15 protein-coding genes are annotated in these 13,966 nt (G+C 54.6%); 3 read left to right on the top strand and 12 right to left on the bottom strand.

Annotated features, from left to right (window positions below):
- Window positions 1–3: 3 nt before the first annotated feature.
- Window positions 4–2,130: a DNA topoisomerase III gene (locus KNP83_RS05315; RefSeq protein ID WP_214761179.1), complete on the bottom strand. Its 2,127-nt coding sequence runs from the start codon at window positions 2,128–2,130 to the stop codon at window positions 4–6.
- A gap of 126 nt (window positions 2,131–2,256) precedes the next feature.
- On the opposite strand from KNP83_RS05315, the gene KNP83_RS05310 reads away from it, so the two are divergent.
- Complete coding sequence (locus tag KNP83_RS05310) at window positions 2,257–3,126, top strand: DMT family transporter (protein ID WP_214761176.1); 870 nt, start codon at window positions 2,257–2,259, stop codon at window positions 3,124–3,126.
- Here KNP83_RS05310 and KNP83_RS05305 read toward each other — a convergent pair.
- From KNP83_RS05305 to KNP83_RS05295, 3 genes are all read right to left on the bottom strand, one after another.
- Entirely contained in the window at window positions 3,121–4,503 is a 1,383-nt protein-coding gene (locus tag KNP83_RS05305; RefSeq protein WP_214761173.1) for an MATE family efflux transporter, read from the bottom strand. The genes KNP83_RS05310 and KNP83_RS05305 overlap by 6 nt on opposite strands.
- Window positions 4,504–4,584: 81 nt before the next feature.
- A complete protein-coding gene (locus KNP83_RS05300) occupies window positions 4,585–5,838 on the bottom strand; it encodes a peptidase U32 family protein (RefSeq protein ID WP_214761171.1) in 1,254 nt (417 codons plus the stop codon).
- A gap of 9 nt (window positions 5,839–5,847) precedes the next feature.
- A complete protein-coding gene (locus KNP83_RS05295; protein WP_214761169.1) occupies window positions 5,848–6,750 on the bottom strand; it encodes a peptidase U32 family protein in 903 nt (300 codons plus the stop codon).
- A gap of 150 nt (window positions 6,751–6,900) precedes the next feature.
- Here KNP83_RS05295 and KNP83_RS05290 point away from each other — a divergent pair, with 150 nt between their 5' ends.
- The gene (locus tag KNP83_RS05290; protein WP_251139189.1) at window positions 6,901–7,695 is read left to right on the top strand and encodes an SDR family NAD(P)-dependent oxidoreductase; all 795 of its coding nucleotides are present in this window, start codon (window positions 6,901–6,903) and stop codon (window positions 7,693–7,695) included.
- A 70-nt stretch (window positions 7,696–7,765) separates the two neighbouring features.
- Here the strand turns inward: KNP83_RS05290 and KNP83_RS05285 are convergent, their stop codons facing one another.
- Genes KNP83_RS05285 through rnz form a run of 7 tightly spaced genes read right to left on the bottom strand, consistent with a single transcriptional unit; the run spans window position 7,766 to window position 12,421 of the window.
- Window positions 7,766–8,086, bottom strand: coding sequence for a hypothetical protein (locus tag KNP83_RS05285; protein ID WP_214761167.1), 321 nt, complete (start codon window positions 8,084–8,086; stop codon window positions 7,766–7,768).
- A 35-nt stretch (window positions 8,087–8,121) separates the two neighbouring features.
- Entirely contained in the window at window positions 8,122–8,667 is a 546-nt protein-coding gene (locus KNP83_RS05280) for a hypothetical protein (RefSeq protein WP_214761165.1), read from the bottom strand.
- Window positions 8,640–9,602 (bottom strand): ATP-binding cassette domain-containing protein, encoded by a 963-nt coding sequence (locus tag KNP83_RS05275; RefSeq protein WP_214761163.1) that lies wholly within the window; start codon window positions 9,600–9,602, stop codon window positions 8,640–8,642. The genes KNP83_RS05280 and KNP83_RS05275 overlap by 28 nt, the downstream gene beginning before the upstream one ends.
- Entirely contained in the window at window positions 9,571–10,239 is a 669-nt protein-coding gene (locus tag KNP83_RS05270; RefSeq protein WP_214761161.1) for a hypothetical protein, read from the bottom strand. Before KNP83_RS05270 ends, KNP83_RS05275 begins: the two co-directional genes overlap by 32 nt.
- Entirely contained in the window at window positions 10,217–10,627 is a 411-nt protein-coding gene (locus KNP83_RS05265; RefSeq protein WP_214711459.1) for a DUF4430 domain-containing protein, read from the bottom strand. Before KNP83_RS05265 ends, KNP83_RS05270 begins: the two co-directional genes overlap by 23 nt.
- A complete protein-coding gene (locus KNP83_RS05260; RefSeq protein WP_214761159.1) occupies window positions 10,624–11,514 on the bottom strand; it encodes a hypothetical protein in 891 nt (296 codons plus the stop codon). The genes KNP83_RS05265 and KNP83_RS05260 overlap by 4 nt, the downstream gene beginning before the upstream one ends.
- 1 nt (window position 11,515) lies before the next feature.
- Window positions 11,516–12,421, bottom strand: coding sequence for a ribonuclease Z (gene rnz / locus KNP83_RS05255; RefSeq protein WP_214761156.1), 906 nt, complete (start codon window positions 12,419–12,421; stop codon window positions 11,516–11,518).
- A gap of 75 nt (window positions 12,422–12,496) precedes the next feature.
- Between rnz and KNP83_RS05250 the strand changes: the two genes are divergently transcribed.
- Entirely contained in the window at window positions 12,497–12,670 is a 174-nt protein-coding gene (locus KNP83_RS05250) for a hypothetical protein (RefSeq protein WP_214761154.1), read from the top strand.
- 44 nt (window positions 12,671–12,714) lie between these two features.
- Here the strand turns inward: KNP83_RS05250 and KNP83_RS05245 are convergent, their stop codons facing one another.
- The gene (locus KNP83_RS05245; RefSeq protein WP_214761152.1) at window positions 12,715–13,845 is read right to left on the bottom strand and encodes a M20/M25/M40 family metallo-hydrolase; all 1,131 of its coding nucleotides are present in this window, start codon (window positions 13,843–13,845) and stop codon (window positions 12,715–12,717) included.
- Window positions 13,846–13,966: the final 121 nt, after the last annotated feature.

Here is a 13,966-nt window from a genome sequence, read left to right as displayed (position 1 = left end):
TTTTTATTTGAATTCGAAGCGGAGCGCTCCTTTGTCTAGATAAAGCGCGGCATCGAACGTTTTGTCCCCTTTTTTGAACGTATGCACGTTCGATTGCCCGCCGTTGATCATCTGTTTCAGCTCATCTTTCGCAATCCCGACACCGAGCACTTGCTTCGACATCGTGAACTTGCAGCCTTCGCGGTAGCCGCTGCAGCCGATGAACTTCGGATGTTCGACGAGCCCCTTGCCGCAACTCGGACAGACGCCGAACGAGGCTTTCGGCCGGGACGCCGATTTTTTACCGAAGCGTCGTGCCTCGATCGTGTAGCCTTCCGGGTTCGCCGTCTCGACGCGCGCTTTTGCCTCTTCGACGATATGAATCGACATCTTTTTCGCCTGATCGATGAATTCGGCGGCCGAGGCTGAGGCCTGCCCAATCTCATTGAGGCGTTTCTCCCATTTGGCGGTCATGGCCGGCGAGGCGAGGATGCTGTCGCCGAGCACGTCAATCAATAGACGTCCCTTGTCGGTCGGGACGAGCTCTTTCTTTTGCAGGTCGACATAGCCCCGCTTTTTCAAACCATCGATGATATTGGCTCGTGTCGCCTCCGTGCCGAGCCCTTCGACTTCTTTCATGATGTGAATCAATTCCTCGTCGTCGAGCTGTTTCCCGGCCACTTTCATCGCCATGATGAGCGCGCCTTCCGTATACCGTTTCGGCGGCTCCGTCTGTTTCGACAGCACTTCGACTTTCTTTTCCGTCAACGGTTCGCCGAGTGTGAGCGCCGGGAGTTCGACGTCTTTGGACTTCATCTCGACGACTTGACGATACCCGGGACTGACGACGACCGTCCCTTTGGCCCGGTACAAGTTGTCCCCATCCATGAGATCGACCGTCGTTTTCTCCAATTTGGCCGGCGGGGCGAACGCCGCCAAAAAACGTCGATTGATTAAATCGTACAGCTTCGCCTCGTCCCCGCTAAGTCGGGCCACATCCCCGCACGCCTCGGTCGGGATGATCGCATAGTGATCACTGACCTTTTTCGCGTTGACGTAGCGGCTGTTCCGGGACGGGTTCTCGGTCAACACGTCCTTCAGTCCGGCGTAGGCCGCGGACTTCAATAGGCGCGCTTTCGTCTGCGGGAACAGCGTCGCCTCATCAGGTGTGACGAAACTCGAGTCGGTCCGAGGATAGCTGATCCAGCCTTTCGTATATAGCTTTTGGGCGATATCGAGCGTCTTCTTCGCCCCGAAGCCGAACCGCTTGCCGGCCTCGGCCTGCAGACCCGATAAGCTGAACCAAAACGGCGGTTGCTCCGTTTTCTCTTCCTTGTCAATGGCATGCACGATTGCCGTCCCCGTCGCCCGATTGACGACCGCGTCGGCTTGAGCGCGTGTCTTCAGTTTCGTCGTCTTGCCGATCGTGTATTTCGCCTTGAACGTGCCACGCCCTTTTTGGAGCGTCGCCTCGACCTCGAAATACGGTTCTGGCACGAACTGCTTAATCTCGCGTTCGCGATTGACGATCAAGGCGAGCGTCGGTGTTTGGACACGACCGAGCGAGAATACGTCCTCGATGCCGATCGTCTTCAATAACGTCGTATACGCGCGAGAGGCGTTCATGCCGACAAGCCAGTCGGCGCAGGCGCGACTCATCGCCTCGTGATAGTATGGGACGGTCTGATCGCCCGGCAAGAGCGCGGCGAAGCCGCGATCGACCGCCTGCTCGGTCAAACTCGAAATCCACAGGCGCGACAACGGTTTTTGATTGCCGGCGAGTCTTAAAATGAGTCGGACGATGGCCTCCCCTTCCCGCTCGGCATCGGACGCGATGATGACGTCGGTGATGGATCGGTCATGCAACCACTTTTTGATCGTCTGGAACGGTTTTGACTTGCCTTTCGAGATGCGATAGTCGAATCGGTCCGGGACAATTGGGAGTGACTCATATTTCCACGATTTCCATTCCGGCTTATAATGGGACGGTTCTTGAAGTTCGCATAAATGACCGACTGCCCAGACGACGATGGCACCTTCCGGGAAACGGGCACACGAGGCGATCTCAATCTCGTCTTTTTTCTTTTTTGATGGATACGGCGCAGCCAGCTTTTGAGCTTGCGACGGTTTCTCCGCAATGATTAATCTCATAGGATCCCTACTTTCAAAGTCATCCGAAATCTCTTGTCGGAACGACACTTTCGAGAAAGAATGTATTTTCTAATCTATTCTATAATATCATTAGAAGAGTATGTACAACATAAAGGGGGATGTCTCTTGTCTTATCTTATTTTATTCGCCGCCGTCTTTTTCTTATCGACGAGCGTCTTGTTCGTCAAATGGACGTCCGCACCGGCCGAGACGGCCGCGTTTTACCGGATGCTCATCACTTGTCTGATGTTATTGCCTTTCGTCGACTTCAAGTCACTCCTCGGGACACGGCTCATGACGCGTTACGCCTTGCTGCTCAGCGGGACGTTGCTCGCGTTTCATTTTTGGCTTTGGTTTTTATCGCTCGATTATACAACGGTCGCCAGCTCGACACTGTTCGTCACCTCGAGTCCGATTTTTGTCTTAATCGGAAACGCCTTGATCTTTAAACGAAATCCGACTCGGAAAGGTTTGGCCTTCGCGCTCATCGCTGTCTTAGGAGGCATGCTCGTCGCGGCCGGAGACATTCAACTCGGACGTGAAGCGTTGTTCGGGGACTTGCTCGCCTTAATCGCCGCGCTGCTCATCGCCGGTTATTGGCTCGTCGGTCAACACGTCCGGACCCAGATGAACACGAATACATACTCGTTCAGCGTCTATCTCGTCGCGACGGTCGTCCTCTGCTTCATGCTTCTCGTCCGGGGGACGACGTTCACCGCGTTCGAATCGGTCAACTGGTGGTATTTCCTCGCCCTCGCCTTTTTCCCGACGATTTTAGGGCATAACTTGTTCAACTATGCGCTCGCCCGCGTCAGTGCGACCGTGGTCAGTATCACGATTCTTGGGGAAGCGTTATGGGGCATGCTGTTCGGCTATGTCTTCTTCGAGGAACGCCTCGGCGTCATGCAGTGGATCGGCGCGACCGTCCTCCTCGGCGGAATCTACTTGTTCCTAAAAGAAGACGCCCGCTCTACCAGAACGGACGTCACTTCATAAATTGGTTGCTTTTGCTTCGATTTCATCTTCCGATGGTCGGAATAAGAGCTTGCGGTCCCACACGGCCATGCCGACCGCCGTCAAGAACGTCATCGCGTCGGCAATCGGGAACGCGAGCCAGACGCCGAACACGCCGAGGAAGTTCGGCAAGATGAAGACGAGCGGAATCGTATAGAGCGTCTGACGCGACAGCGACAAGAACATCGCCACCCTGGCCTTCCCGAGTGATTGATAGATGCCGTTGACAAGCATTTGCACACTCGGGAGGAACGAGACGGCGAATAGAACATGAATCGCCGTCACACCGCCGGCGATCAAGTTGGCGTCGGTCGTGAACATGCGCATCAACTGTTCCGGGATCAATTGGAGCGTCAACCAGATGATGACGGCAATCGCAATCCCGGCCCGCATCGCCGTCCAAATCGTTTCCCGCATCCGATCGAATTGTTTGGCCCCGAAATTGTAGCCGACGATCGGCTGCATGCCTTGGACGATGCCCATAATCGGCATGCCGACGAGCGCCATGAATTTGTTGATGATCGCGAAGATGGCAAGTTCCTCGGTCCCCCCATACGTCCCGAGCATGACGTTGACCGCGACGAACAAAATCGACTGCGACACCATCATGATGAACGAAGACGAACCAATCGCCATAATCTCCTTCAATTCGCCGAACCGTAATCGAAACTTCCGCCACTGGAAATCGAGATCGGTGCGGCGATTTTTTGCGAAAAAGAAACGGAGCATGAGCACCGACCCGACGACTTGAGCGAGCGCCGTCGACCAAGCCGCCCCGTATATGCCCCACCCAAACGTGAAGATGAACAACGGCGTCGTCACCAAGTTGACGACGACGGTCGTGAGCATCACTTTCATCTGATAGGGCGCCTGCCCTTCGGCGCGCACCATCGCGCTCGCCGCCAGGGTGAACATGAAGAACGGAGAGCTGATCAGCACGACCGATAAGTATTGTCGGCTCAATTCCATGATGGCCGATGTCGCCCCGAACACTTTCAAAATATCATCCAGCATGAAGAAGGCGGAACTGACCGCGAAGGCAGCGAACACGCCGACGAGGACGAGGACATTCAAAAACGTGACGGCGGCACCGGCATCGTCGCCTTTCCCGAGTTTCCGTGAACTAATGGACGCCCCGCCCAATCCGACCGCACTCGAGACGGCCATAAGAATCATTTGAATCGGGAACGCGATTCCGATGGCAGCCACGGCAGTTGCCCCGATGCCTCGGGCGACGAAAATCGTATCAATGATATTGTACAGTGCCGTCACCAGCATCCCGATCATCGCCGGCAGCGACAGCTTGAACAGCAGGCGGCCAATCGGGTCGGTCCGGAGCTGCTCCGTATTTTGATTCATGCTTCCATCCCCTTTGTCGTCTATGTTAACAGGGTAGCAAGATTGGATGGAACGGTCGACTATGTTGTCTTGCCGGATGTGTCAGACGTGACTCGGTTCGGGTGTGTTCACGACACCGGCTTTTCGCTTGCGCATGATGAAGTCGGTCGCGACCGGTCGCTCGACCTTGACGCGTACCGTCATCATCGCCTGGTTCGCCGTCTCGAGTCTTTTCCCGGATTCATCGTACAGTTCCTCGATTCGTTGCGAGAAACGGACGAAGCCGGGACCGAAAAACTCGACTTCTTCCCCGCGTCGGAAATGATTCCGTTGCTCAAGTGTCGCCAGCTGTGTCGACGCATCGTACGAGATGACGCGGGCCGCGAACGCATATTGCGGGATGGCGCGCGGTTTGCCAAACAGCTGCTCGTTCTCGGTCGGGACGCCGTAATAGAATCCGGTCGCGAGTTCACGTTGCGCCGCTTTCCAAATTTCTTCTTCCCAGGCCGGATCGAACACGAAGCCATCAGGATCGTCACAGTACGCATCGATGACTTGCCGATAGACGTTACAGACCGTCGCCACGTAATGAATCGATTTCATCCGGCCCTCGATTTTCAAGCTATCGACACCAGCCTCGACCAAATCGGGGATATGGCGCACCATCGCCAAATCGACCGAGCTCATCGAGAACGGTTCTTCGTCACGTGCCGCCATCTCATCGGTCAATAGCTCATCCGCTTCAAAGAAACCGTATTTCCAACGGCACGACTGGGCGCAACCACCACGGTTCGCATCACGAAGTGCCATATGGTTCGACAGCGTGCAACGACCCGAGTACGAAATGCACATCGCCCCATGGACGAACGCCTCAATCTCGACATCGACTTGGCGCTTCATTTCTTTAATCTCTTCCATCGATACTTCTCGGGCGAGGACAATTCGCTCCAACCCTTCCTCTCGCCAAAAACGAAGCGTCTCATAGTTCGTCGCCGATGCCTGCGTCGACAGATGGACCGGCAGCCCCGGAGCATCCGTGAGACAAACCTCAATCATGGCCGGGTCGGAGACGATGACTGCATCGATGCCGATATCACGGAGTTTACAGAAAAACGCTCCCGCGCCATCGATATCGCCTTCATGGGTGACCATGTTCGCGGCGACGTATACTTTCGCCCCACGTTCATGGGCGAACGCGACGCCCTCGGCCATCTCGTCATAGCCGAAGTTGCCGGCCCGCGAGCGGAGCCCGAACTGTTGCCCGCCGATAAAGACCGCATCCGCCCCATACAAAATCGCCATCTTCAATTTTTCTAAATTGCCGGCCGGTGCTAATAATTCTGGACGTTTTTTCATCTCAATCCCTCACTTGATCTCTTCTGGATTTCGTAACAATAATCCCGTCCCGAGCCGGAATTGTTCCGGTTGCAGTTCGGCGAGGCGCCGTTCCATGCCGAGACGGTCGAAGCGACCGTTCAACAAATCGGAGCGGGCCTTATCAAACAGGCGGACGATGTCGACGAACGCGTCACCCGCGTGCCAACCCTCGAGCTTCCACGTATGCAATCCACCCGTCAACAGGACGGGCAGTTGTCCCATGAGCGTCAAATCTTCAGAGAACACATGCGTCCCGTTTTCATCTTCATACACGGGATAGCGGCTCGTCGCGTCGGATGGTTCACTGACGTAATATTCACGCATGCCCGCCTGGTCACTCGGCCGACCGATTTCTTTGAAATAGTTCGTCAACAACGGGCGCTTCGAGTGGTGGATGCACGTCGGGCCATACACTTGAACTTCGACCGGCAATCCGATTTGCTGTTGAATCAGCCCGAGTTCGACCAGCGTCACTTCCCGGGCCGCGATGGCCCCGATGGCATCGCGCTTTCCCCAAAATTGAATGTGTCGGGCCGAGGTGACGAGCGTTTGAGCATCATACCAATAGGGGATATTTGCATTACGGATTAAGCGGATGGCGCCCGGGTCACCGGCCGTCACACTATCGATTCCGATGTCTTTCAATGCCGTTAAATAATCAGGCAACGTCTCAATCTGATGATTGTGCATCAAATTATTGACGGCGACGGTGACTTCTTTGCCATAACGGTGGGCGATGGCTGTGACTTCCCGCACAGCCTCCAACGACCAATCCCCTTTGTGGCGTAACCCGTATGTTGCTTCTCCGATATAGATGCGGTCAGAACCGGCCATCATTAGCGCCTCGGCCTGTTCGACGCTCTGTGCTGTAGTCACTAGCTGAATCATCATCTGGTTTCTTCTCCTCACTTTGTGAGCCTAATCACATATTCTCGCTATACTCTAGCACACGTTTTGACGGGATGACCGAGCAGGAATTTAACAACTCGTGAAGAAATCAGTAACAATGTATGACTTTTTACATCGAAGGAGTGAACGATTTTGACAAAAACAGCCTTAATCACTGGAGCCTCGACCGGAATCGGACTCGACCTTGCCGTCTTGGCGGCGCGGGATGGATTTGATTGCATCCTCGTGTCTCGCAATGAGCCGCGGTTACACGAATTAAAAAAAGTACTCGAGAAGCGTTACCGTGTCAGCGTTCATGTCTTCGCTCTCGACTTGTCTGAACATCAGGCCGTAAAACGGCTGACGAGTGCGATTGCCGACGCCGGGCTGACGGTCGACTTTTTAATCAACAACGCCGGTTTCGGAACGGCCGGCGAGTTCATCGAGCTCGATGCCGAGACCGAGGCCGAAGAAGTCCGATTGAACGTCAACGCCTTGACGGAATTGACGAAAGCGTATTTGCCGGGCATGGTGGAACGGAACCATGGCTACGTGTTGAACGTCGCCTCGGTCGCCGCCTTCCAACCAGGTCCGTATATGGCGGTCTACTATGCGACGAAAGCGTACGTATTATCACTCACCGAAGCGCTGCATGCCGAGATGAAAGGGACTGGCGTGCATGTGAGCGTCCTCTGTCCGGGTCCGACCGATACCGGTTTCTTCAATCGGGCCGGCAGTGAGATGATGGTGTCGAAAATGCCGTCTCATCTCGTCGCGTTCTTCGGCTATAAAGGTGTCATGACCAACAAACGTGTCATCGTGCCGGGCGTCTCGAACCAACTGCTCGTCGCCGCGGCCAAGCTGATGCCGCGTGCGGTCAGCCTGGAGATATTGCGCCGCTTCCAAAAACCATCGGATGGCGGATCGGAAGAAGCGTCAACGGTCTGAAGTGATGTTGTATATAAAAAAAGGAGGAGGTCCCCGTTGTGGGGCCTCCTCCTTGCGTTATGACATTTTCTTAAGACTTTGACAGCTGAATCATGCGCCGGATGAGTGACACGCCCGGGATACACACCATCAGTGCCGTCGCCACGACGACCGACCAAGCCAACGCGCTTTCGAGCGTGAGCGCTCGCTCCGTCAGCCCGCCAAGGACACTTCCGCCTCGGACGGACAAGACGATCATGAGTGCCGGCCAGACGCTAGCCCCGAGGATGCTGAGCATCCCGTAGCGCGTCCGTAAGAACCGACGTGACATCAACAATAGATTGAGTCCCATAAACAACAGTCCGATGAAAAGAAACCAACCAATTTCAACCAGATTGACGTATCCGCTCATGCACGTGTCACCTCACTCGGTGTGATATCCTTTTTTTACCCGTCTTCCCGCACAAATATGCGAACGAATAGATCGTGCAACAAGACGAGGAAGACGGCGTTCCCGATGCCGTGGGCCGCATCGAACGGCAGACTGAGTACGAGCAGCTTGACGAAGTCGGCTCCGATGACCTCCGCGAACGATAGATTGGCCGTCCAGCCGTAGAGGAACCCGGACAAGAGACCGACGCCAGCAAGCAGAGAGCGCGAGCGTCGGAGCAACGGTTTGAGCAGGATGACCACGAGTACGACGAGGAGCCATCCTAAAAATTGAAACAAGACGAACGGTCCGAGCCCGAGCAACAGTCCCGATAAAATCGGGACGAACAGCGCCAGCATGGCGGCGCTCGTAAACCCGAAATACAAGGCCGTCAACATGAGCAACGCCGTCGATGGTTGCACGTTCGGGATGGCCACGAACAGCCAGCGTCCGATGACGGCCAGGGCGAGAATTTGGGTCAAAACGGCGATCGGGAGATCCGTCCGCTCAAATCTTGACATGACTCCCGCCGCAATCAACAGGATGACGACGTATGTGACCATAGCGCACTCCGTTCCGTATACTCGGCTACAGTTCCATCAAAGACGAGTGTGCCGTTCGACAGGCACACGATTCGATCCGCCGCCTGAATCAATCGTTCGTCATGGGTCGCACATAAAATATGTGCCGTCATGGCTTTCTCGATTAACGCCCGTTCAAACTGAAATCGCTCTTGCTCGGTCAAGCCGACGCTCGGCTCGTCCAGTAAGAACAGCGAGGCTTCGGATGCGAAGACAGCCTGCAGTTGGGCGACGCGACGATTCTTCGCATGCGGGAACGGGCCATACTCTTGTTCGGCCGGTAAATAGACCGGCCGTTCTGTCCACTTGACCTTCCCATACAACGGACGGACGCTTTTGGCGATCAATTCGAGCAATGTCGATTTGCCGCTCCCGTTCGTTCCGATGCAGATGGTCAGTCCCGCTCGCTCCGCCTTATACGATACATGCTCGACCGCATAGGACGCCTGTAACGGATGACGATAGGACACGTCCGTGACGACGAGCCGGGGCTCGTTCACGGTCGGATTGACGTCGAAGGTCACCGACGAGGTATGTTCGCGCGTCCTGTCCGTGTAAGCGACCCGAACACCGAGTGCGGTCAGTCGGCTGAGTAACATCGTCAAATGCTCGACGCGAAACCGATCCAAATGTCGGAACGGCTCAATCAAGACGAGTGCCTCGGATGAATCCGCGAGCGCGTGCGCGATTCGAACGAGTTGCCGTTCCCCGCTCGAGCATTCGTCGAACCGTTTATGGAATAGGTGATCGATTTGAAGAATGGCTGCCAGCTCGGCTCCGCGCAGGGCGTCACTTCCAGAAATGAGCGACGCGACCTTCCCGGCGAGCGGGGTATCGAGGTGGACGACTCGCGCGTGTTCCGCCTCTACCCATTGCTCCAATTCCTCATGTCCGTCTACCAAGGATAACCAACGCATCTCGTACCCCTCCCTTCGTCAAATATGGATACAGAAGCCAAACGACCGGTGTGACCAGCAACGCCAGCGACCCGAATCCAGCAAGGACGAGGCATTGAATCCAGTCATGTTTTTCAAAGCCTTGCATCCGATTCGTCACGTACACCGGCTCGAGGCGTTGACTGTCGATGCCGACGACGACCGCCTCTTGCCAGTCACGTCGCGGATGACTGGCCAACGATAGACGGACCGCCCGTTCCATCGTCGGGACGAGCGCCCACCCGCCGTAAAGCAATCGCGTCGAGCGGGGCCACTTGTTCAAGAGCGGCAATAAGCGTTCGAGACGCATGAACCGATTGACCCAAATCATGCCGAACAAAAAAGTCGCCAGCGGAATCAGTTGATTCGACACAGCACCGAGCGAGATTCGCCATCCGAGGACGAACGGAGTGAGTGAAATCAGTAAGAACGCCAGGATGATACCAAGCATCGCCAGGGGAAACCGTCGTTCGAGTAGCAATAAACCGAATAGACCGAGGAGAAGCCAAATCGAGTCGTTCACGTACGTTAATACGTACAAATGGACGAGTAAGAAGAAAAGGAGCGTGACCGGATGTCTGCGCTCCCAATCTGCCTCATTCGAAGAAAGAAATCGCATCTTCTTCGAACCGCCATTGAATGATGTCGGTTGATTCCACTTCTTTGGCTCCGGCGCCTTCATCGCCCGGGCTGCCATTGAAGGCATAGACCCAACCGGATGATTGTCCGGCCGACTTCTCTTCGATGTCGTCAATCGCTGTCACATACGTCATCTCACCACTGCCGACCGATTCGATGTCCAACTCGGTCGCTTCAAGGGCATCGAGCACCGTCGCCCCCTCTTCCAAGCAGACACTCTTCTCATTGAACAACGTCTCTTCTGTCGACGCATTGTAAACCGAGATGGTCGGCTCGACGTCACAAGTCTTCTTCTCGGTCGAGGTTGTATCCCCTCCACATGCGGTTAAGAGTGGGACGAGTAAACTCATCAGTAGCAATTTTTTCATAAATCAGTCAAATCCTCTCGTTGATGGATAGAGTAGTTGTATAAAATCGTATATTTTTCACCCGTGGTCCGCCCTTGCTGGCTCAGACCCGACAATTGGATGCTGTTCGCGAGCACCGGCTCGCGTTGCAACCAAAACTTGACGAGACGGTTGTCCCGATTGATCATGAGCATCGACTCGTTCTCGAACGTATACATGTCATACAGCCCGTCGAATGAGAGCTGCAACAACGGCGCATCGACTTGTGCCGTGAACTCGGACCAGGCCGGTTTCCGGATTGCGTCGAGCATATGTTCAAAGTCGACGAGCTTCTCGAAGAACGCACTGCCCGAATCCTTGTTCAGTTCGTCGACTTGACGATACGTCAGCTCGCCCGACTCATCGTAGTTGATTCGAATCTGTTGGTATGAGTTCGCGCGTTCGACCATGAGCAAATATTCGAGCGAACGGAGTTCACCGTCCTCGGTGACAATCATTTTGCTGCGATCGAGTTTGATCGAGTCGCTGTTGATGCGGCGCAGAATGTTGTCCGTCAGCTCGTCAAACGTCTCATCTTGAACCGACACCGTGCCAATCTGTTGCGACTCGGCACGAAATTCGGATTGATCGAACAGCGGGACGAACAACAGGACGATGAAGAAAAAGAATCCGACGAGCGCCCCGTACCATTTATAGCGGCTATTGCGTTTCGGGAAGAATAAGAACGACATCAAAAAGCCGATCGGAATATGAAAGCCGCCGATTGGGAACGAGACGATTCCGAGCAATGAGAAAAATAAAAACTTGATGAAAAAGTTCGGTTCCGGTTCTTTCAATTGATTTAAGCGTAAACCTAGCAACGTACTGATGACGAAAAAGCCTAGCCATACGTATAGTTGTACTGTCACGTTAATCCCCCACTGTAAACTCGAAGAAGTCACTAGCTACATGGCTATCTGGAAACACGCTGCGCACTTCGTCGACAAACGCCTCGTCTCGTCCTTGATAGCGGGCCGAGATATGCGTGACGATTAAACGGCCGACTTGCGCCGTGTTCGCCAGCGTCGCCGCCTCGACTGTCGTCGAGTGACCGTATTGACGGGCGAGCTTTGCTTCCGCCTGCATGAACGTCGCTTCATGGACGAGCACGTCGACCCCTGCGGCGAGGATAGCGGCGTTCGGACAAGGGACCGTGTCGCCTAGAATCGCCACGACGGGCCCTGGGACCGCATCAGTGACGTATTCTTTAGAGGCGTACGTTTTTCCTTCAAATTCGAATGTGTCAGACTGCTTGATCGTCCGATAAATCGGTCCGCTCGGGATGCCGAGCGCCTTCACTTTGTCGACGCGCAGTGCGCCCGGTCGTTCCGGTGCTTCAATGCGGAATCCGTATGACGGGAAGCGATGGTCGAGTCGTTTGACCGTGACGAGGTGCCCATCTTGCTCGAACGTATCGCCGTCCTCGTACTCGACGATCGTCAAATCATAGCCGAGATAAGAGCCGGTCACTTTCATCGTCAACTCGAGCCATTTCTTGATGCCTTTCGGTCCATACAACGTAAGCGGACTCGACCCATCGAGCGCTGAACGCGTCGATAGGAATCCGGGCAGACCGAAGACGTGGTCTCCGTGAAGGTGTGTCACCCAGACGGCGGAGACTTTGCGCGGTTTGACTTTTGTATGCAGCATTTGGTGCTGGGTCGCCTCGCCACAATCGATGAGCCACGTCTGTTTCGCCAGCGTAACGGCCAGTCCCGAGACGTTCCGTTGTTTCGAGGGCATGCCTGATCCAGTTCCTAGAAATTGTAACTTCATAAATAATATTGTCCTTTCTTGTCGTCCATTCCATGCTATACTGAAGGCAATCGTCGAAAAAGGATGTGATCCGTGATGAATAAAGTTGAACATACCGACTCGATCTATCAACTGATCCGGGAACGGGCGACTTCAATGAATCGCAAACACCAACAAGAATTAGGCACCTCGATCCACATTCACGACATAGCGATGGAACTTCACTGTTCAGACGAACTCGTCTTAGAATCGTTGGAGTTCGCCGCATAATAGCTCGAACACATAGGAAGAGCCGACAACATGTCGGCTCTTTTTTATTTCGTTTCCGGTGTCGCGACATGCTCGACAATTTGAACGACATATTCAACCAACTTGTACAGTTCGACGAGTGGCATGCGCTCGTTCGTCGTATGAATCTCTTCATATCCGACAGCGAGGTTGACGGTCGGAATCCCACCGCCCGCAATCACGTTCGCGTCCGAACCGCCGCCCGAATGCAAGATTCGTGTCGGACGTCCGATGGCCGCGGCCGCTGCTTTGGCGACTTCCACGACTTCGTCCCCTTCTTCGAACTTGAAGCCTGGATACATGATGTCGATGTCGACTTCCGCACGTCCACCATGGGCCGCGGCGGCTTCGACGTATGCCTGTTTCATCGCTTCCGCCTGTGTTTCCATCTTGTCATGAATCAATGAACGCGCCTCGGCGAGCACCTCGACATAATCGCAGACGATGTTCGTGGCACGGCCGCCTTCGAAGCGTCCGATGTTCGCCGTCGTCTCGTCATCGATTCGACCGAGCGGCATCTTCGCGATCGCTTTCGCCGCGATTTGAATCGCCGAGATTCCTTTTTCAGGAGCGACGCCGGCATGCGCCGTCTTGCCGTAGATTTTGGCATTCACTTTCGCCTGGGTCGGTGCTGCGACGATGATGTCGCCGACCGGGCCGTCCGAGTCGAGCGCGAAGCCGAACTTCGCATCGATTTTCGACAGATCGAGCACTTTCGCCCCGACGAGCCCAGATTCTTCCCCGACCGTGATCACGAACTGGATCTGACCGTGTGGAATCGCCTGTTCTGTCAACACGCGAACGAGTTCGATCATCGCCGTCAATCCGGTTTTATCATCTGCCCCGAGGATGGTCGTCCCGTCCGTCACGACGTAACCGTCTTGAATACTCGTCTTGATGCCTTTACCTGGGGTGACCGTATCCATATGAGCTGTGAAATAAATCGGGTCGACGCCCTGCTTTGTCGCAGGTAGCGTGATGATCAAGTTGTTACCTGAATGATCCGTTTTCGTCGACGCATCGTCTTCATAGACGTCGCATCCGAGCTCTGTGAAGACCGCCTTTAAATGCTCACAGATGACTGCTTCTTCTTTCGTCTCTGAGTCGATCCCGACCAGTTGTAAAAATGTGTCAAGCACTCGTTTCTCGTTTACCATGAAAACATCCCTCCATCCAAACATTTCTAGGTCATTATAACAAACTCGTGCCGTTTGCACGAACCTTTTCCATTCTGTACAATGAGGACAAACACATTTGGAGGCACGTCATGAGTAATAA

Origin of the sequence: Exiguobacterium sp. s146 (assembly GCF_018618415.1) — a bacterium.
Classification (GTDB): domain Bacteria; phylum Bacillota; class Bacilli; order Exiguobacteriales; family Exiguobacteriaceae; genus Exiguobacterium.
The sequence above is the reverse complement of the archived record's forward strand: the minus strand, read 5'-3'. Positions and strand labels throughout refer to the sequence as shown.